This is a genomic window from Enterococcus lemanii (genome assembly GCF_016909125.1).
Classification (GTDB): Bacteria; Bacillota; Bacilli; order Lactobacillales; family Enterococcaceae; genus Enterococcus_I; species Enterococcus_I lemanii.
Genome location: NZ_JAFBFD010000016.1, coordinates 1 through 18810 on the forward strand (window position 1 = coordinate 1; position 18810 = coordinate 18810).

Consider the following 18810-nt stretch of genomic DNA (forward strand, 5'->3'; position numbering starts at 1 on the left):
ACCTAAGTTTTTCGTATTTTTTCCTTTCGGCTTTGAAGGCGTCAATTTGCGAGGACGCATCCGAGTCTTCATTGGTAAATCAATGTTTCGAAGGGGAAGATCACCGCTGTCTATAATTTTATAAACGGTTCGTGTACAAGGAACACGTTCAGCGGGATGGTTCTTTTTGTAAAAATGAACGAACGTATCCACACTAAAAATTCGTTCAATCTTTTTGACTTTTAAGGCAGCGACCAGTTCATCAAAAAAACGTGCGGAATATTTTTCAATCCCTTTTGCCTTTGAATGCAATCGATTTTCTTTGTACACACGAGCACCAGAGTCACCAATATAACAATCGTAATATTGATGTTTATAATCCATTTGGCGCGTTCTTCCTCTACGTAACTCACGAGAGATGGTCGATTGATTGACGCCTAAACGCAGCCCCATTTCTTTTTGGGTGTAAGTTCCTAATCGGGTCATTTCTTCTAGTTTCCCACGTTGCACGTCGGATAAATGTTTATATTCTCGTTTTTTTGTGGTAAAATTGTCTTTGGTCATGTCGATACACTCCTATACTTTGGTTTAGACGCTAATAAGTATAACGTATCGACATGACTTTTTTCTATTTATTTTGTATGCACTTCATTTTACAACTTACCTTATGAATATTTGGCAATTATTCAGTAGACATTCTTTAACATAAACAAAAGGAAGTAGAGCAAAAAAAGGACGATAACAGCTGTCATCGTCCTTTTTAAATATTTATTATTCAGCAACGGTTACTTCACCAGTAACTTTTGCTCCTTTGTCATCTTTATCTAAGTTTGCAGACTCTTTGTATTCTTCTTTAGTGAAAGTGATGTTACCATCAACTTGTGTACCAATTAAAGAAAAACCATTTGCATTTACTTCGATATCGCCTTTAATTGTTCCGTAGAAAACAGTGAAGTTTTCAGAGTTTACTACAATTTTTGGTACCGTTAAAGTGAATTGATCTAAGATGTTGTATTTGTCATCTTGTGTGTGTAAAGCTAATTTACGGTAGATTGGTTGAGCGGAATCATCTTTGTCATGGAATTCGCCATCAACAACTAAATCTTTGTCAAGAGTGATGTCTGCTGTTGCTGCAGCAATCCAAGTACCATCTGCGCTTAAAGATTTAACTAAATCTTCAGGGTTTGCTGTAACAGAAGCTGAAGCTACTGCATCTTTTGAATCTTCTGTTTTTTCTGATGCGACTGTTGAAGAAGCGGGTGTTGATGAATCTTCTTTTGGTTTATCTGGGCTACAAGCGGCTAATAAACCACTAGATAATAATACTGTTGTTGCTAATGTAACTAATTTTGTTTTTTTCATGTGAATCCCCCACATTTCATTTTTTTGTTTTATTTTACCCAAAAAGTACTCAGACTCTTTGTGAAAAATCAAACGGTAAGAAAAAGGTGTAAATCCTTTTACGTGCTATATTTTACACGCAAATCCAAAAAAAGTCTAATTAATTTGTGATATTTAAAAAAAAGCTATAAAAATCGTAGACGAATCTGTGAATAGAACAAATATTATCACAAACTTTAGTCTAAACTAAAGCCTTCTTTAACCTGAAAAAATCGAGCGAAACATAAAGGTCGCTCGATTTTTTTATTGTTTTTATTGAAGTAAATTAGCCATTTGGTAAAAACCAGGTGTTTGCTTAGCCAAAAAATCGGCAGCTTTAATGGCACCATTAGCAAAAATACGACGTGACAAAGCAGTATGTTTAAATTCAATGATCTCGTCTTCACCCGCAAATAAAATGGTGTGTTCACCAGGAATCGTGCCCCCACGAACCGCATGGATACCTATTTCATTTAATGGGTTGGTATTTTCTGTCCCACTTCGGCCATAAATATATTCTTTTTTTGTTGTTAAAACGTCATTGATTGAATCGGCAAGTAAAAGAGCCGTTCCACTTGGGGCATCTTTTTTACGGCTGTGGTGCTTTTCAATCACTTCAATTTGAAAATCGTCTTCTAAAAGAGGCGTAACTTTTTGAAGTGCTTGAATTAATGCATTGATTCCTAAAGAAAAGTTAGCAGAATAAAAAACGGGAATATCCTGGCTAGCTAGGGTTATTTCCTTATATAACGTTTCGGAAATTCCGGTAGTCGCAATGACAAGTGGGTATTTTTTTTCAAGACAAAAGTCAATCACTTTTTGAGTCAAAGAATGATGAGAAAAATCAATGACGACATCAATTTTTTCTTGAATTTGTTGTAAATCTTGGTAAATCGGAAAAGAAGCGTTTGCGTCGTTTGCACGATCAAATCCCGCAACTAATTCAAGGGTAGCATGATTGTTTAAGGCAAGTTGAATTTCTTTTCCCATATGACCATTCGCACCAATTAATAAAACATTCGTCATGGAATTCCTCCTTAAATTAACCCATAGGCATGCATTTCTTTACGAAGTCTTTCAACCGTTTCGTCTTCTGGCGGACCTAAAGGCAAGCGGTAATGTGCCTCAATCCCTTTAAGTAACTCGACGCCTTTTTTCACTGGAACGGGATTAACTTCAGAAAAAATCACATCAATTAGAGGCATTTGCTTGAGTTGAATTTTTTTCGCTTGTTCGAGTTCGCCATTTAAATAATGATGCACCATTGCAGAGGTATCTTTAGGCGTAATATTTGCAATCGTTGAAATAACGCCGCTACCACCAACCGATAAAACGGGTACTACTTGATCGTCATTTCCTGAATAAAGGGCAAAATTATCATCCACAAGTCGCGCGATCTCCACAATTTGTGAGATATCACTACTTGCTTCTTTAATTCCTTGGACGTTTGGAATCTCTTTTAAAGCTTTAACTAAACTAGGTGTTAAATTCAAGTTTGTTCGAGAAGCAACCGAGTATAAAATCACTGGCGTCTTTACTTGACTACAAATCGCTTCGTAATGAGCGATTAAGCTTTTTTTGGTCGCTTTATTATAGTAAGGAGTCACAATCAATAAGGCATCTGCTCCTAATTTTTCTGCCTCAACAGCAAGATAGATTCCATGCTTTGTATCATTTGAACCGGTACCAGCAATGACAGGAATTCGACCATTGACTTGTTTGATAACTGTTTCAATAACGGCCAAGTGTTCTTCGTCAATCAAAGTAGAAGCCTCTCCCGTTGTCCCACAAGCGATAATTGCATCCGTTCCTTCTGATACGTGCCATTCTGTTAGTTCTTTTAATTGATCAAAATTAACTGTTCCATCTTCATTCATCGGTGTGACTAATGCGACACCAGATCCTTCAAAAATTGCCATAAAAACACGTCCCTTCAGATTTCTATGTCAATAAATAAAAACACTTGCTAAATCATCTAAATTAACATAGATTATTAGAATAATATACTATAATATTAAGATAATTCAAGAGAATTCTAATATTTTGGTGATAAAACGATGAAAAGAGGAGTCAATATGGTAAAAACAATTCAAAATAACCATCTGTTTTGGGATGGGTGTGATACGACCGCTTTAGCAAAGGAGTATGGAACACCATTATACGTTTATTCTGAAACAGCCATTGTTAACGAATGTCGCGAATTACGCGAGCATTTTATTAATAAATATGAAAAAGTGCGTGTCGCCTATGCTTCCAAAGCGATGAATATTTTAGCTATTTTAAAAATAATTGAACGTGAAGGCTTGTGCCTAGATGTGGTGAGTGGGGGAGAATTATATACCGCAATGGTTGCTAATTTTCCAGCTGAAAAAATCGAATTTAATGGTAATAATAAATCGTTAGAAGAACTAGCAATGGCACTTGATTACGGTGTAGGCCGCATTATTGTTGATAGTTTACAAGAATTGGATTGGTTAATTCAGCTTTGCCAAGAAAAAAAGACGACCGCTAAAATCTTGTTCCGCATCACACCAGAAGTCCAAGTAGCGACTCATGCTTTTATATCGACTGGACAAACCGATTCGAAATTTGGGATTCCATTAAAACCTGAAATCTTATTCCCTTTAATTGAAAAAGCCATTCAAGCACCAGAAATTCAATTTTATGGCTTGCATTTTCACATTGGTAGCCAGTTAAAAGAAAACGAAACCCATCTAACGGCAGCTCAAACAGCACTGAATTATGTCCTTGAAATTAAAGAGCGTTTCCAGTATGAAGTACTTGAACTGAATTACGGTGGCGGTTTTGGTGTCCGTTATTTGTCTGAAGACACGCGGCCATCCTATGCTTATTTTTTAGATCCGTTAATGGCATTAACGCAAAAATTTTGTCAAACACATGGGTTGCAAATGCCTACGATTGTCATTGAACCTGGGCGTAGTATTGTAGCTGAAGCGGGGATTACATTGCATGAAATTGGCAGCATAAAAGAAATCCCGAATGTCCGTAAATACGTTGCCATTGATGGTGGGATGACGGATAATATTCGCCCAGGACTTTACGAAGCCCAGTACTCAGGGATGCTAGCCAATAAAGCCGAAGAAGAAAAAACTGAAAAAGTAACCATTGCAGGTAAGGCATGTGAAAGTACGGATATTTTAATTAAAGATATATTCTTGCCACCTGTTAAAACAGGAGATATTTTTGCCACTTTTTCAACGGGCGCCTACGGTTATGCAATGGCAAGTAATTACAATAAAATTCCCATTCCAGCCGTCGTCATAGCAAAAGAAGGACAAGCAAGTTTAGTTGTTAAAAGACAAACGTATCAACAAATAATACAAAACGAACAAATACCTGATTATTTAGCTTGATTTAGGTAAGAAGTTACTTATCCTTTCCAGCTGATGGTAAAATATTGGCTTAACGAATCACTTGACAACAAAATGAATTCTCGTTAAAATACCAGTTGTTAACATATTTGTTTCATGTGACTAGATTATACTAGGCATGGAAAATTCTAAAAAAAAGGGGTGAACTGTACCCTCATTTAGAATTTTCCATGCTTTTTTTGTTTTTGTAGGCCGCAAAAGCAAGGGGACATGGACCACTATTTCTCGAGAAAAGGAATGCATTCGATGAAAATCAAGAAAATTTTAAATCAAAACGCCGTATTAGTTGATGCTCACGGGGAAGAAAAAGTCGCGATTGGTAAAGGGATTGGCTTTGAAAAAAAGCGCAATGATCCGTTGTTTGCTCGTGAAATTGAGCGTTTGTTTGTGATGGAAGCAGAAGGGCAATTGAAACTACAATCGCTGTTAAATCAAATTGATGAGAAGTTTTTATTTGCTGCTGAAAAAATCGTTGAACGAGCAGAGACGGTTTTAATGGAAAAGCTAAATGCACATGTTTTGATCTCATTAACGGATCACTTAGCCTTTTCAGCGGAAAATATTCAAAATGGCATCCTGATTCGCAATCAGTTACTACCAGAAATTGAAGTATTGTACCGTGAAGAATTCACCGTTGCACAATGGGCGGTTGATTATTTAGTTCAAACGTTAGGGGTACCTTATACTTATGATGAAGCAGGTTACATTGCGATTCATTTGCATAGTGCGCGTCAAGGTGAACGGGACAAACACCAGAGTATTCGGGAAGTAACGATTGTTTCAGAAATTGTTCAATTAATTGAAGAAGAATTACAGCTTGACTTACATGCAAAAGAAATGGTTTTAAACTACACGCGTTTAGTCAATCATTTGCGTTTATTACTTCAACGGCACCATCAACAACGTTATGCGACGCTCGATGAAGAAATTGTTGAGATGGTCAAAACAAAATATCCAGAGAGCTTTTTTATTGCAAAGAAGATCCGTGTTTTATTATTAAAAAATTATCAATTATCAACAACAACAGAAGAATTAGGCTATTTAGCCATTCATATTGAACGCTTACGTCTAATTCAAGCAGATAAAAAATAGGAGGAAATCAAAAAATGAAAGCATATATGCAAAGAATGGGTCGTTCTTTAATGCTACCGGTGGCAATAATCTTTTAGCGGCCTTTTTAATTAAAGCAGGCGGTACGATTTTAGATAATCTTGGGGTATTATTTGCGGTAGGGCTAGCCATCGGTATGTCTAAAGACAAAGACGGTTCAGCGGCTTTAGCTGGCTTAATTGCCTTTTTAACACCGATTACATTAGTGAGTACGTCAGCGGTGAAATTATTTACCGGCTTGGATGAAGTAAACGTCGCTTTTGATGCAATCAACTTTAAAAACGTCTTTATCGGAATTTTAGCTGGTTTAGTGGCAGCGGCGATGTACAATCGTTTTTCTCAAGTGAAGTTACCGATGGCGTTATCCTTTTTTAGTGGCAAACGCGCGGTACCAATCATTACCGCAGCCGTTATGTCAGCGATTAGTGCGTTATTAATTTTTGTTTGGCCACCCGTTTATACGGCTTTAGTGACTTTTGGTGAAATGATTTCAGGCTTAGGGCCAGTTGGCGCGGGGCTGTATGGCTTCTTTAACCGACTATTAATTCCAACCGGGTTACACCATGCGTTAAATAATGTCTTTTGGTTTAACTTAGCTGGAATTGATGACATTGGTAAATTCTGGTCTTCTGAAGGAATTAAAGGAGTAACTGGGATGTACCAAGCCGGCTTTTTCCCAGTAATGATGTTTGGTTTACCAGCGGGTGCTTTAGCCATTTATCAATGTGCACGTCCTGAAAAGAAAAAAGAAGTGGCTTCTTTAATGATTGCGGCCGGTTTTGCTTCTTTCTTTACCGGGGTAACCGAACCACTTGAATTTTCATTCATGTTTGTGGCGTGGCCTTTATATGTAGTACACGCGATTTTAACCGGGATTTCAATGTTTATTGCAGCGACCTTCCAATGGACAGCTGGTTTTAACTTTAGTGCCGGACTAGTTGACTTCTTCTTAAGTTTACGTGTACCGATTGCAAATAAACCTTATATGTTATTGGTATTAGGCTTAGTAATGGCTGTTATTTACTACTTTACGTTCTTATTTGTCATTAAAAAATTCAATTTAATGACACCAGGTCGCGAAGAAACGAGTGAAGAAGAAGGCTCAACACCGATTGCCGTTAGTGGTGGGGATAAATTTGAAGCAATGGCTAGCCGCATTTATCAAGCACTAGGTGGGGCAGAAAATGTGGTCGCGATTGACAATTGTACGACTCGTTTGCGTTTACAAGTAAAAGATACGGCCAAAGTCGATCAAGCCAAAATTAAAGCAACGGGTGTTCCAGGCGTAAAAGTAATTGATGCGAAAAACATTCAAGTAATCGTTGGGACTGAAGTTCAGTTTGTGGCGGATGCGATGAATCGCTTGCACGGTGGTCAACCAGCAGCGACCGCTCATTCAACCAAAGCAGCAACACCTCAAGCCGTAAAAAAAGAACAAGCCGTTTACGCTGTAGCAACGGGTGAATTAATCCCAATTTCAGCTGTATCTGATGAAGTCTTCTCACAAAAAATGATGGGGGATGGTTATGCAGTTATTCCAACAAATGGTCAAATTTTTACGCCCGTTGACGGAAAAGTTTTAAATATCTTCCCAACAAAACATGCTTTAGGCATTCAAATGAGTAATGGCATTGAAGTTCTTTTACACATGGGCATTGATACGGTGAGCTTAAAAGGTGCGCCATTCACTCTTTATGTAGAAGAAGGGCAAACAATTCAACGGGGTCAATTAATTGCGGACGTTGATTTAGAAGCGCTAAAAGAAAGTAACTGTCCGACAGATATGATTGTCGTCTTTACCAACTCTGATCACGTAGCGAACTTTACACTAAATCCAGGCACGGTGAAAGCCAATGCGCTTTCTGGTGAAGTGACTAGTAAATAATAAAAAATAAGACGGTTCCAGTCGCGGAATCGTCTTATTTTTAATGTTTTTAAAAAGTTAAGCTAACATCTTCTGCCTTTTGAACTGCTTCAGCAATGATTTCATCTCTTCTTTCAGGATGATGATCCGCACCTTCAATGAAGATTTGTTGAACACTTTCAATACCGACAAAGTTTAAAATGCCTTTTACGTATTGAGAAGAGAATTCTTGTCCACCATAAACGCCACCGTTGGCTTGAATGTGGAGCGCTTTTTTACCAGAAGTTAAAGGAACGGGACCTGCTTCAGTGTATTTGAACGTTTTGCCTGCTACGTTAATCGTATCAATCCAAGCTTTCAGGCGCGTTGGAATGTTTAAGTTCCATAAGCCATTTCCAATCACAATTTTATCAGCCGCTAGAAATTGTTCCGTTGATTCGTTAAAACGAGCAATTTTCTTTTGTTGGCTAGGAGTTAAAGCACTGAAGTCTTTGCCACCTTGTAAGTCATTCCAACCCGTTAAGACATCTAAATCGATTTCAGGGAATTCTTCATTATATAAATCTAAAACAAGGATTTCATCTTCCGGGTGACTCTTTTGGTAGCTATCTAAAAAAGCATAAAAAACTTTCATTGATTTTGAATCTTCACCGGTTAAAGGGTGTGCTTTAACTGCTAATAATGTTGCCATAAGGGATTCTCCTTTATAAATAAGTTATTTTGTCAAAAGTCAGTATATAAAAAAAGAAACGGAACTTCAACAAATTAGCTTACAGTGAAGTTTCGTTTCTATTTTAGTTTGCTAGCGCTTAGGAAGCCATACTCATTGTACGTAGTGCTTTCATTCCGCCAGTGACAACCGTTGTTTGAAAACCATGTTTAGCTAAAAAGTGCGCGATGGTTTGAGCGCGACGACCGGCATGACTTAAGATATAGTAATGCGTATCTAAATCTAATTCGTTTAAACGGTTAGGAACACTTGTTAAAGGCATTGAGATTGCCCCTTCAAAATGATCTTCAAGGTAAGCTTCTTTGTCGCGGATATCTAAGATCGTGATTTTTTGATTTTTCGTTTCGGATAAAAAAGTTTGAATATTTACTGCATTCATGATTAAAATCTCCTTATTTCTTTGATGTCATTTGTTTCATTGGCATTTTATAAGCAAAATCAGATGTTTTCAACTATTTAACCTTCGAATGAAAACATAATTAAGTATATTTTACTTAATTTTAACAATTTAAATGGCTAAGTTTGTTGTTTTTGCCTTACAAAATCTAATATCGGCTAGTTTTTGCTTCTTTTTAAAGTTTGGCGAAAATTTGCGGTTTATTTAGGAAAAGAAACTTGCAATTCTAGGTAGAATCAAGTAAAGTATGTATGTGCAAAAAGCACGACCCGTTACTTGGTTTAGCGAATCACCAACGTTATACTCAGTGACTGGGGAATATATAGGAAGAGGTGGAGACACATGGCAATTTCAAAAGAACGTAAAAACGAAATCATGAACCAATTTGCTCGTCACGAAGGAGATACTGGTTCACCAGAAGTTCAAATCGCTGTTTTAACAGAAGAAATCAACACATTGAACGCTCATATCCGCGAACACAAAAAAGATCACCATTCATACCGTGGATTAATGAAAAAAATTGGTCACCGTCGTAACTTGTTAGCTTACTTACGTAACAAAGACGTGATTCGTTACCGTGACTTAATCCAAGCTTTAGGCTTGCGTCGTTAATCATCTTAAAAAGTAAAAGTGAGGTTCCTATGAATCTCACTTTTTTACTATGCAACGGCTAGAACGAACAAAAATAAAAAATATAAAAGCTGTCAGCATGTGTCCTGGTTTACTACTAACCAAAAGAAAGTAGAGAAAATTTCTCTTTTTTCTTTTGTTTAGTAGCAGCCACTGCTTGCAGCGAAAGAGGAGATTTATTTATGACAAAACAAGTATTTTCAACCACTTGGGGCGGACGTCCACTTTCTGTTGAAGTTGGACAGTTAGCCAAACAAGCAAACGGAGCGGTATTAGTCCGTTACGGGGACACGGTTGTTTTAACCGCGGTTGTTGCCTCAAAAGAAGCAAAAGACACCGATTTTTTCCCATTAACGATTAACTATGAAGAAAAAATGTACGCCGTTGGTAAAATTCCTGGTGGGTTTATCAAACGTGAAGGTCGTCCAAGTCTAGATGCGACGTTAACGGCACGTTTAATTGACCGTCCAATTCGTCCAATGTTTGCGGAAGGCTTCCGTAATGAAGTGCAAGTAACTAATATCGTGATGAGTGTTGAACAAGACTGCTCACCAGCAATGGCTGCAATGTTAGGTTCATCATTGGCTTTATCTATTTCAGATATTCCATTTGACGGCCCAATCGCAGGCGTTGAAGTAGGGTACGTTGATGGCGAATATGTGTTAAACCCAACTGTTGAACAACAAGAAAAAACGGCGATTGAATTATCCGTTGCGGGTACAAAAACAGCAATTAACATGGTTGAATCAGGTGCCAAAGAAGTTTCTGAAGAAGACATGCTAGGTGCTTTATTATTTGGTCACCAAGCAATTCAAGAAATGGTTGCTTTCCAAGAAGAAGTCGTTGCAGCAGTCGGCAAAGAAAAAATGGAAATTACTTTACTTCAAATTGATGAAGATTTGCGTAAAGAAGTTTATGCAGCTTACTATGAAACAATGAAAAAAGCAGTCTTAACAGAAGAAAAATTAGCTCGTGAAGACGAAATTGATCAAGTAAAAACTACTGTAAAAGAAGTTTACGCTCAAAAAGCTGCTGAACTTCCAGAAGAAGAAGCCGCACATTTAACAAAAGAAATTAAACAATTAGCGGAAGACTTAGAAAAAGATGTCGTACGTGAATTAATCACGATTGATAAAATTCGTCCGGATGGTCGTAAAATCGATGAAATTCGCTCTCTAGCTTCAGAAGTTGGTTTATTGCCACGTGTCCATGGTTCTGGTTTATTCACGCGTGGTCAAACCCAAGCATTATCGACTTGTACGTTAGCACCATTAGGCGAACACCAAATTATTGATGGTTTAGGAATTGAAGAGTCAAAACGTTTCATCCACCATTATAATTTCCCACAATTCTCAGTGGGTTCAACGGGGCGTTCGGGCGCTCCTGGTCGTCGTGAAATTGGTCATGGTGCTCTAGGTGAACGTGCGATGGCACAAGTGATTCCTTCAGAAGCAGACTTCCCATACACCATTCGAATTGTATCAGAAGTATTAGAATCAAATGGTTCTTCTTCTCAAGCAAGTATTTGTGGAGGAATCTTAGCGTTAATGGATGCTGGGGTGCCAATTAAAGCACCAGTCGCTGGGATTGCGATGGGGCTTGTGTCAGACGGTGAAAACTATACCATCTTAACCGATATTCAAGGCTTAGAAGACCACTTAGGCGACATGGACTTTAAAGTTGCTGGAACGAAAGACGGCATTACCGCTTTACAAATGGATATTAAAATCCAAGGAATCACCGAACAAATTTTACGTGAAGCGTTAGACCAAGCGAAAAAAGCGCGGATGGAAATCTTAGAAGAGTTAATTTCAACCATTGCAGAACCTCGTAAAGAGTTAAGCCCATATGCACCGAAAATCGAAATGATTCAAATCGATCCAGATAAAATCAAAGTGGTTATCGGTAAAGGTGGCGAAACGATTAACTCAATCATTGATGAAACGGGCGTGAAGATTGATATTGATCAAGATGGCAATGTATCAATCGCGTCATCCGATGCAGAAATGATTCAAAAAGCGATTAAAATTATTGAAGAATTGACCAAAGAAGTCAAAGTCGGCGAAGTTTACTTAGGAAAAGTTGTGCGCGTTGAAAAATTTGGTGCGTTTGTAAACTTAATTAAAGGCAAAGATGGTTTGGTTCACATTTCGCAATTAGCTCACGAACGCGTGAACAATGTCGAAGATGTCGTGAAAGAAGGCGATGAAATCTTAGTAAAAGTAACAGAGATTGACCGTCAAGGCCGCATCAACTTGTCTAGAAAAGCGATGTTAGATGAGCCGAAAAAAGACTAACGAACAATCATCATAAATTACAATTTTAGTAGCTCCTTGAAGAGAAATTCTTCGAGGAGCTTTTTTGAATAATTTTCGCTGTTCTCTTTGAAGAGGCATTCGACACTTTTTATGGTGTTAATTGAAGCGAGACAAGGGCTTACTCACTCTAAATTAAAAAATTATCATTATGTTGAAATTTTGTTAAAAAAAGCTAGAAAACACCCGATTTTAATAAGTGAAAGGGCTTTTTAACGAATGGCCCTTTTTAAAAAAAGAAAATTGTTAAGAATACGGGAGGTTGTCTTGTGAGAGGAAAGAAAGTTTTATCGACAGTGATTGGTTGTGGTTTAGGGTTAGGTATTTTATTTGCGAGTGGGATTCAAACGGTGAGTGATGCTCATCAAGTAGAAACACACACGGTTGCGACACGTTGGTTACCAGATACGAAAACAAGTATCAAAGTTTCGTCTTCCTCTTCTAGTAGTCAAGGAACGACTTCAACAGCAACAGTTAAAAATCAAATTACGATTGCCGGTAAAGTGATTCCTTTAATCGATAGTCAAGGAACAGCGAGTGCGCCAAGTGGCAACCGCGCGGGTTACTGGGCGGGGAATGGAAGTACAACCGATAGTTTGACAACGCATATTATCGGCCACAATCCGGGAGCCTTTGCGAATGTTTTAAGTTTGAAAAACGGCTCTGTGATAAAAGTGACAGACCGCAATGGCAAGAGCCGAAATTATACGGTTTATCAAATTTTAACGGTAAATGCGAGTGGTTACGGCAAAGATGGCAAGGACTATTGGGGAACAATCTTTGGTCAAAAAGGCGAATCGATTAGTTTACAAGCATGTATTGACAGCAAGTGGAACATGGTTGTTTTAGCAAAATAAGAGCACAAAGCGACAAAAAAGAGTAACATTTCTTTTTTGTCGCTTTTTTTTGAATTTTTTGTGAAGACCAACTTCTCTTTGAATGAGTATGCTAAGATAAAGAAAAGCTAAAATGAAGGGGAAATCCGTGATGTTAATGAAATTAAGAAAGAAAGCGCAAGAATGGATGCGCGGACGTTATGGCCATTTTGATGCACTTAATAAGACGTTATTGGTAATCAGTTTATTGTTATTGTTTTTCGCTAATTTTACAGCGAGTGTTGCTTGGCCGATGCGCCTACTTGCTTATGGTCTTTTTCTTTTGACGTATTATCGTATTTTTTCAAAAAGAATCTACATACGCTCAAATGAAAATCAAAAATTTTTACGCTGGAAAAATCGTTGGTTAAAAAAAGGCCAACAAGTAAAAAGTCAATTTAAACAAAGAAAAACCCATACCTTTTTCCATTGTCCAGAATGTAAACAAGCTCTGCGTGCACCCAAAGGACGGGGGCAAATCAAAATCACTTGTTCAAAATGCCAACACGTGTTTTTCAAGAAAGTTTAATTGAACCATCGAGGAAACCTGTTAAGATGATTCTAAAGGACTGTTGAAATGAATCTAGAAATTAAAAAGGGAGTGTTTGAATGGAGCAACCGATTGATTTATTGTTTACTTTAGACGAAGGATATCTAGAGCCGATGCAAGTGGCGTTAACATCGATTTACACTCATCATGCAAAGCAACCTTTTCGTATTTGGGTGATTCACGAAACGATTCGCGAAGAAAAACAAACGCAACTCCATGCTTTCGTCGAAAAGTTTGGTTGGCAATTGCAATTTTTAGAAGTAGATGGTGCTATTTTTGAAGGTGCACCAACCGTTGAACGTTATCCAAGAGAAATGTATTTTCGTTTGTTAGCTGGTCAAATCTTGCCAACGAGTATAACAAAAGTGTTGTATTTAGACCCAGATATTTTAGTCATTAATTCACTGCAACCATTGTGGGAAACCAGTTTAGAGGGGTATCTACTAGCTGCTGCGACCCATAGAAGAATCATCGATCTCACGACAAAGTTTAACCAAATTCGATTAGATACCGATCATGATTATTATAATTCAGGCGTGTTACTGATCAACTTGGAGAAAGCGCGCGAACTCGTTTCTTGGTCAGAAATACAGCAGACAATCGAAAAATACAACAAATTATTAATGTTGCCTGACCAAGACGTTTTGAATCATTTGTATGGAAAGTATACACTGGAAGTCCCCGAAGAAATATGGAATTACGACGCACGTTTATACACAAGTTATTTAGCAAGAAGCTTAGGAGAATACAATAGCCATTGGATTGCTCAAAACACAGCTATTTTACATTTTTGCGGCAAGCCTAAGCCATGGGATGCAAAAAACGATACTCGATTCACGGCCTTGTACTTAGATTATCAAAAATTAACGCGAAAATTCATGCCTCGACTTGAGCTAAAAAACCGGCCCTCGACAATTTGATTGTCTGACGGGTCGGTTTTTTTATGAGTGGACAAAATAAGCTAAGATTCGTTCACCATTACTAGGATCGTTTTTTGTCGTATTACTAAAGCCAAAAGACTGATAAAAAGGAAAAATTTTGACATTTTCTTCATGGGCATCTAAATAATGTCTACCGATTCAATAAAAAACATTGAAACAGCGGTATTTGAGCTCGATATTTTATATAACAAGTGCAAGACTTTTAACGGTGGAACACGGAAAACCATGCACTTTTATCAATATTGGAGGATGCTAATGTATAAACCACAAATTTAAACGCAACTTTTACGAATGGATTGGGTGCCTCACTAATTCAAAAAAATAAGGCTTCAGTGAATAAGAAACCGTTATGCAAATTCAAGAAAATCATTATTTGGCAATTATTCAGTAAGCATTAAATAAATGATTTTTAAAGAATTATTTTCAAGTAAGTAATTTAGAACGATTTTAAAGAATTGACGCTCATAACCTTTCCCTTGATAATTGGCATCAATCATAAAGCAATCGAGCCAAATCGTTTGTTTTTCAAAATCATGTGCCCCAATCATGGCAAAGCCAACCATCTGCTGATCAACGTATAGCCCTAGCGGGACCCATTGATAATCGCGTTCGTCATTTGGCTCAAGTAAGGAAAGCGTATTTGGTTCGATGAACGATTCTTGATTTGGCGCAACTTTTAACCCAATAGCTTAACGCCAGTTTTCTTTTGTAATTGGCTTTAAATGGTAATGCATGTGGGTACCTCCTTGCACTTCAAAGTTATTTTAACTGAAATCCAAACAATTCACTAAAAAAAATATTTTTTCGAACGCATGATTTGAGTTTCATTCTCAATTAGTCTACAATGAGTGAGAATGAATAAAAAACAATGGGGGTATCAGCATGTCTGTTTTAGAAATTAAAAACTTACACGTTTCAATTGAAGATAAAGAAATCTTAAAAGGAGTCAATTTGACTTTAAACACAAACGAAATCCATGCCATCATGGGACCAAACGGAACGGGGAAATCAACCTTGTCAGCAGCAATTATGGGGAACCCGAACTTTGAAGTGACAGAAGGAGAAGTCTTATTAGACGGCGTGAACGTTTTAGAATTAGAAGTCGACGAACGTGCCCGTTTAGGATTATTTTTAGCGATGCAATACCCAAGTGAAATTGCAGGAATTACGAACGCTGAATTTATGCGAGCAGCGATGAATGCGAAACGTGACGAAAACGACAAAATTTCAGTGATGAACTTTATTAAAAAATTAGATGAAAAAATGGCGCTTTTAAATATGCCGGAAGAAATGGCAGAGCGTTATTTAAATGAAGGTTTCTCTGGTGGGGAGAAAAAACGAAACGAAATCCTACAATTATTAATGTTAGAACCAACTTTTGCAATTTTAGACGAAATTGACTCTGGTCTTGACATTGATGCGCTAAAAGTGGTGGCAAAAGGTGTGAACGAAATGCGCAGTGAGAACTTTGGCGCGTTAATCATTACGCACTATCAACGCTTATTAAACTACATTACACCTGACTACGTGCATATTATGATGGAAGGCCGTGTCGTGATGAGCGGTGGCGCTGATTTAGCGAAACGTTTAGAAGCAGAAGGTTATGCAGGTATTAGTAAAGAATTAGGTATCGACTACAAAGAAGAAGAAGCTTAAAAGGAGGTTATCATTGATGAAAAAAAATTTACAAGACTATTTAGGCGCTGTAAAAGTTTTTTCTGCCATCAAAGAAGAACCGACTTGGATGTTAGAATTACGCGAAAAAGCTTTACAAAAAGCCGAAGAATTAGATTTTCCAGTAATTGAACGAGTAAAATACGAGCGTTGGCCACTGTTTAATATTAGCGAAGCCGCACTCGATGGGGAAACAGCGGAAATCAATTCTGTCCCTGCCTTTGATGAAATGCACAAACACCCATTACTTGTTCAACAAGATGATGTAACGATTTTTGAACAATTGCCGATTTCATTATCGATGCAAGGGGTCATTTTTACCGACTTGTTTACGGCGATGTTAAATCACTCTGATTTAGTGGAAGAGTATTTAATGAAAAAAGCCGTTCCGATGGATGAAGATAAATTAACCGCTGCGCACTTAGCGTTTTTAAATAGTGGTATGTTCTTATACGTGCCCAAAAATGTCGTAGTAGAAAATCCTTTTGAAGCGATTTTCCGTCACAATCAAGCGTTGAATCATCATTTCTTTAAACACATTTTAATTGTCGCCGAAGAAAATAGTGCGTTTAGTTATTTAGAACGTTTTATCTCTGAAGGGGAAACAACTGAAAAATTATCAGCGAATATAGTCGTTGAAGTAATCGCAAAACCAGGTGCACAAGTAAAATACGCAGCCATCGACCAACTAGGTGACGCAGTAGCAACTTATATGAATCGCCGTGGGTACTTAATGAAAGACGCGTCGATTGATTGGGCACTTGGTGTAATGAATGAAGGAAACGTGATTGCCGACTTTGATTCCGATTTAGTTGGTACCGGTTCGCATGCTGAAGTGAAAGTTGTTGCCATTAGTGCCGGCCGTCAAGTTCAAGGAATTGATACCCGTGTGACGAATAAAGCTGCTCATTCGATTGGTCATATTTTACAGCATGGCGTAATTCTTGAAAAAGGGACCTTAACTTTTAACGGCATTGGTCACATCTTAAAAGGAGCAAAAGGGGCCGATGCACAACAAGAAAGTCGCGTCCTAATGCTATCAGATCAAGCTCGTGGCGATGCGAATCCGATTTTATTAATCGATGAAAATGAAGTGACTGCCGGACACGCAGCCAGTGTCGGTCGCGTTGATCCAGAAGAAATGTATTACTTAATGAGTCGTGGGTTAAGAAAAGAAGAAGCGGAACGTCTTGTGATTCGTGGTTTCTTAGGCTCTGTTTTAACCGCGATTCCAGTCAAACGTGTGCAACAAGAACTAGTGGATGTGATTGAAGGGAAGTTGAATGCTTAATGAATAACCAGACGCGTCGTCAAGATTTTCCGATTTTAGATCAGATTGTAAATGATGAGCCACTCGTTTATTTGGATAATGCAGCAACCACACAAAAACCAACCGTTGTTTTACAAGCAATGGACGACTATTACCAACAAAATAATGCGAACGTGCATCGTGGCGTTCATACACTTGCCGAACGAGCAACCGCTCAATACGAAGCGGCTCGTGAGACCACTCGTGCGTTTATTAATGCCAAAGAAACCGCTGAAGTCCTCTTTACGCGCGGGGCAACGACTAGTTTAAACTGGGTCGCACAAAGTTTAGGTGACTTAAGCGTGCAACCAGGCGATGAGATTGTGATTTCTTATATGGAACACCATGCCAATATTGTACCTTGGCAACAATTAGCCAAACGCAAGCAAGCCACCTTAAAATACATTGCCCTAACCGCCGATGGGGAACTTGACCTTGTCGATGCAAAAAAACAAATTACTGAAAAAACCGCCATCGTTGCGTTAACCCATGTTTCAAACGTGCTCGGCGTCGTGAATCCAATTAAAGATTTAAGTGCCTATGCGCATGAAAAAGGAGCCGTGATGGTGGTTGATGGCGCCCAAGCAGTGCCACATATGAAAGTCGACGTCCAAGACTTAGATTGTGATTTTTACGCCTTTAGCGGCCACAAAATGTGTGGACCAACAGGCATTGGCGTTTTATATGGCAAACGTGCCTGGTTAGAAAAGATGGAACCTGTTGAATTTGGTGGTGAAATGATCGGATTTGTGCACTTGCAAGAAAGCACTTGGGCATCACTGCCTTGGAAATTTGAAGCAGGCACACCAAATATGGCCGGCGCAATTGGCTTAGCTGCCGCCATCGATTACTTAGAAGCGATTGGTTTAGAAGAAATTCATGCGTACGAAACCGAATTAATGGCCTACTTGTTACCGAAAATGGCTGCCATTGAAGGCTTAACCATTTACGGACCAAAAGACCCAAGTAAACGCGCAGGGGTCGTTGCTTTTAACCTTGATGGGATTCACCCACATGATGTTGCGACCGCCTTAGATATGGAAGGTGTCGCTGTTCGTGCCGGCCATCATTGCGCGCAACCCTTATTAAAATATTTAGACGTTGCGGCAACCGCACGCGCAAGTTTTTATCTTTATAATACAAAAGAAGACGCGGACCGCCTCATTGCCGCGCTCTTAGCAACAAAGGAGTTTTTCAATCATGGCCCTCTCTAGATTAGACCAATTATACCGTCAAGTCATTTTAGATCATTCTAGCCATCCGCATCACCATGGCAATTTAGCAGATAGTAGCCAAAAAGTTGAATTACACAATCCAACTTGTGGCGATGTGGTAACGGTTGAAGTCAAATTAAAAGACGAAATCATCGAAGACATCGCTTTTTCTGGCCATGGTTGTTCCATTAGTACAGCAAGTGCGTCCATGATGACCGATGCTGTTATCGGTAAAACATTAGCCGAAGCCAGCCAACTATCTGAATTATTTTCAGATTTAGTGCAAGGAAAAGACGTCGATGCCACCGCGCTTGAAGATGGGGCGATGCTAAGCGGTGTCGCAAAATTCCCTGCACGCATCAAATGTGCAACTTTAGCTTGGAAAGCATTAGATCAAATTATTGCTCATCCCGATGTCAAAGAATATAAAGAAGAAATTGAAGAATAGGA

At 38.4% G+C, this 18810-nt stretch carries 18 protein-coding genes and 1 pseudogene; 12 read left to right on the forward strand and 7 right to left on the reverse strand.

Annotation, left to right across the window (positions count from 1 at the left end; all coding sequences use genetic code 11):
* The 4 genes from JOD14_RS05935 to dapA form a co-directional block, all read right to left on the reverse strand.
* A partial coding sequence (locus JOD14_RS05935; RefSeq protein WP_239576111.1) for a helix-turn-helix domain-containing protein occupies positions 1-543 on the reverse strand: 543 nt, incomplete at its 3' end.
* Between the two features lie 207 nt (positions 544-750).
* Positions 751-1341 carry a polymer-forming cytoskeletal protein gene (locus tag JOD14_RS05940; RefSeq protein WP_204653926.1) on the reverse strand — a complete coding sequence of 197 codons (591 nt, stop codon included), beginning with the start codon at positions 1339-1341 and terminating at the stop codon, positions 751-753.
* Between the two features lie 291 nt (positions 1342-1632).
* The gene (dapB, locus tag JOD14_RS05945; protein WP_204653927.1) at positions 1633-2385 is read right to left on the reverse strand and encodes a 4-hydroxy-tetrahydrodipicolinate reductase; all 753 of its coding nucleotides are present in this window, start codon (positions 2383-2385) and stop codon (positions 1633-1635) included.
* 11 nt (positions 2386-2396) lie between these two features.
* Positions 2397-3278 carry a 4-hydroxy-tetrahydrodipicolinate synthase gene (gene dapA / locus JOD14_RS05950; RefSeq protein ID WP_204653928.1) on the reverse strand — a complete coding sequence of 294 codons (882 nt, stop codon included), beginning with the start codon at positions 3276-3278 and terminating at the stop codon, positions 2397-2399.
* A gap of 156 nt (positions 3279-3434) precedes the next feature.
* On the opposite strand from dapA, the gene lysA reads away from it, so the two are divergent.
* From lysA to nagE, 3 genes and pseudogenes are all read left to right on the forward strand, one after another.
* On the forward strand, positions 3435-4733 hold the full coding sequence (gene lysA / locus JOD14_RS05955) for a diaminopimelate decarboxylase (RefSeq protein WP_204653929.1): 1299 nt from the start codon (positions 3435-3437) through the stop codon (positions 4731-4733).
* A 264-nt stretch (positions 4734-4997) separates the two neighbouring features.
* The gene (locus JOD14_RS05960) at positions 4998-5843 is read left to right on the forward strand and encodes a PRD domain-containing protein (protein WP_204653930.1); all 846 of its coding nucleotides are present in this window, start codon (positions 4998-5000) and stop codon (positions 5841-5843) included.
* A 14-nt stretch (positions 5844-5857) separates the two neighbouring features.
* A pseudogene (gene nagE / locus JOD14_RS05965) lies at positions 5858-7746 on the forward strand (N-acetylglucosamine-specific PTS transporter subunit IIBC).
* A 49-nt stretch (positions 7747-7795) separates the two neighbouring features.
* On the opposite strand, the gene JOD14_RS05970 reads toward nagE, so the two are convergent.
* Both JOD14_RS05970 and JOD14_RS05975 read right to left on the reverse strand, forming a co-directional pair.
* A complete protein-coding gene (locus JOD14_RS05970) occupies positions 7796-8416 on the reverse strand; it encodes an FMN-dependent NADH-azoreductase (protein ID WP_204653931.1) in 621 nt (206 codons plus the stop codon).
* Between the two features lie 118 nt (positions 8417-8534).
* Positions 8535-8834: a rhodanese-like domain-containing protein gene (locus JOD14_RS05975; RefSeq protein ID WP_204653932.1), complete on the reverse strand. Its 300-nt coding sequence runs from the start codon at positions 8832-8834 to the stop codon at positions 8535-8537.
* Between the two features lie 360 nt (positions 8835-9194).
* Here JOD14_RS05975 and rpsO point away from each other — a divergent pair, with 360 nt between their 5' ends.
* The 5 genes from rpsO to JOD14_RS06000 all read left to right on the forward strand — a co-directional run bounded on the left by rpsO (position 9195) and on the right by JOD14_RS06000 (position 14142).
* Complete coding sequence (gene rpsO, locus JOD14_RS05980; protein WP_204653933.1) at positions 9195-9464, forward strand: 30S ribosomal protein S15; 270 nt, start codon at positions 9195-9197, stop codon at positions 9462-9464.
* Positions 9465-9664: 200 nt separating this feature from the next.
* Entirely contained in the window at positions 9665-11779 is a 2115-nt protein-coding gene (gene pnp, locus JOD14_RS05985; protein WP_204653934.1) for a polyribonucleotide nucleotidyltransferase, read from the forward strand.
* Between the two features lie 287 nt (positions 11780-12066).
* The gene (locus JOD14_RS13510; protein WP_204653935.1) at positions 12067-12654 is read left to right on the forward strand and encodes a sortase domain-containing protein; all 588 of its coding nucleotides are present in this window, start codon (positions 12067-12069) and stop codon (positions 12652-12654) included.
* A gap of 130 nt (positions 12655-12784) precedes the next feature.
* Positions 12785-13201 carry a zinc ribbon domain-containing protein gene (locus JOD14_RS05995; RefSeq protein WP_204653936.1) on the forward strand — a complete coding sequence of 139 codons (417 nt, stop codon included), beginning with the start codon at positions 12785-12787 and terminating at the stop codon, positions 13199-13201.
* Positions 13202-13281: 80 nt separating this feature from the next.
* Positions 13282-14142: a glycosyltransferase family 8 protein gene (locus JOD14_RS06000; protein ID WP_204653937.1), complete on the forward strand. Its 861-nt coding sequence runs from the start codon at positions 13282-13284 to the stop codon at positions 14140-14142.
* 401 nt (positions 14143-14543) lie between these two features.
* On the opposite strand, the gene JOD14_RS06005 is transcribed toward JOD14_RS06000, so the two are convergent.
* Entirely contained in the window at positions 14544-14849 is a 306-nt protein-coding gene (locus JOD14_RS06005; RefSeq protein ID WP_338031672.1) for a GNAT family N-acetyltransferase, read from the reverse strand.
* Positions 14850-15045: 196 nt separating this feature from the next.
* Between JOD14_RS06005 and sufC the strand changes: the two genes are divergently transcribed.
* Genes sufC through sufU form a run of 4 tightly spaced genes read left to right on the forward strand, consistent with a single transcriptional unit; the run spans position 15046 to position 18808 of the window.
* Positions 15046-15819: a Fe-S cluster assembly ATPase SufC gene (gene sufC, locus JOD14_RS06010; protein WP_204653938.1), complete on the forward strand. Its 774-nt coding sequence runs from the start codon at positions 15046-15048 to the stop codon at positions 15817-15819.
* A 16-nt stretch (positions 15820-15835) separates the two neighbouring features.
* Complete coding sequence (gene sufD / locus JOD14_RS06015) at positions 15836-17128, forward strand: Fe-S cluster assembly protein SufD (protein ID WP_204653939.1); 1293 nt, start codon at positions 15836-15838, stop codon at positions 17126-17128.
* The gene (locus JOD14_RS06020) at positions 17128-18360 is read left to right on the forward strand and encodes a cysteine desulfurase (RefSeq protein WP_204653940.1); all 1233 of its coding nucleotides are present in this window, start codon (positions 17128-17130) and stop codon (positions 18358-18360) included. The genes sufD and JOD14_RS06020 overlap by 1 nt, the downstream gene beginning before the upstream one ends.
* Positions 18347-18808, forward strand: a complete 462-nt coding sequence (sufU, locus tag JOD14_RS06025) for a Fe-S cluster assembly sulfur transfer protein SufU (protein WP_204653941.1) — start codon at positions 18347-18349, stop codon at positions 18806-18808. Before JOD14_RS06020 ends, sufU begins: the two co-directional genes overlap by 14 nt.
* The last annotated feature ends 2 nt before the right edge of the window (positions 18809-18810 follow it).

What these genes read in the sequence shown, in the direction of transcription:
- JOD14_RS05940 (WP_204653926.1), bottom strand. Translation starts at nt 1,341, where the DNA reads ATGAAAAAAACAAAATTAGTTACATTAGCAACAACAGTATTATTATCT.
- dapB (WP_204653927.1), bottom strand. Translation starts at nt 2,385, where the DNA reads ATGACGAATGTTTTATTAATTGGTGCGAATGGTCATATGGGAAAAGAA.
- dapA (WP_204653928.1), bottom strand. Translation starts at nt 3,278, where the DNA reads ATGGCAATTTTTGAAGGATCTGGTGTCGCATTAGTCACACCGATGAAT.
- lysA (WP_204653929.1), top strand. Translation starts at nt 3,435, where the DNA reads ATGGTAAAAACAATTCAAAATAACCATCTGTTTTGGGATGGGTGTGAT.
- JOD14_RS05960 (WP_204653930.1), top strand. Translation starts at nt 4,998, where the DNA reads ATGAAAATCAAGAAAATTTTAAATCAAAACGCCGTATTAGTTGATGCT.
- JOD14_RS05970 (WP_204653931.1), bottom strand. Translation starts at nt 8,416, where the DNA reads ATGGCAACATTATTAGCAGTTAAAGCACACCCTTTAACCGGTGAAGAT.
- JOD14_RS05975 (WP_204653932.1), bottom strand. Translation starts at nt 8,834, where the DNA reads ATGAATGCAGTAAATATTCAAACTTTTTTATCCGAAACGAAAAATCAA.
- rpsO (WP_204653933.1), top strand. Translation starts at nt 9,195, where the DNA reads ATGGCAATTTCAAAAGAACGTAAAAACGAAATCATGAACCAATTTGCT.
- pnp (WP_204653934.1), top strand. Translation starts at nt 9,665, where the DNA reads ATGACAAAACAAGTATTTTCAACCACTTGGGGCGGACGTCCACTTTCT.
- JOD14_RS05995 (WP_204653936.1), top strand. Translation starts at nt 12,785, where the DNA reads ATGTTAATGAAATTAAGAAAGAAAGCGCAAGAATGGATGCGCGGACGT.
- JOD14_RS06000 (WP_204653937.1), top strand. Translation starts at nt 13,282, where the DNA reads ATGGAGCAACCGATTGATTTATTGTTTACTTTAGACGAAGGATATCTA.
- sufC (WP_204653938.1), top strand. Translation starts at nt 15,046, where the DNA reads ATGTCTGTTTTAGAAATTAAAAACTTACACGTTTCAATTGAAGATAAA.
- sufD (WP_204653939.1), top strand. Translation starts at nt 15,836, where the DNA reads ATGAAAAAAAATTTACAAGACTATTTAGGCGCTGTAAAAGTTTTTTCT.
- JOD14_RS06020 (WP_204653940.1), top strand. Translation starts at nt 17,128, where the DNA reads ATGAATAACCAGACGCGTCGTCAAGATTTTCCGATTTTAGATCAGATT.
- sufU (WP_204653941.1), top strand. Translation starts at nt 18,347, where the DNA reads ATGGCCCTCTCTAGATTAGACCAATTATACCGTCAAGTCATTTTAGAT.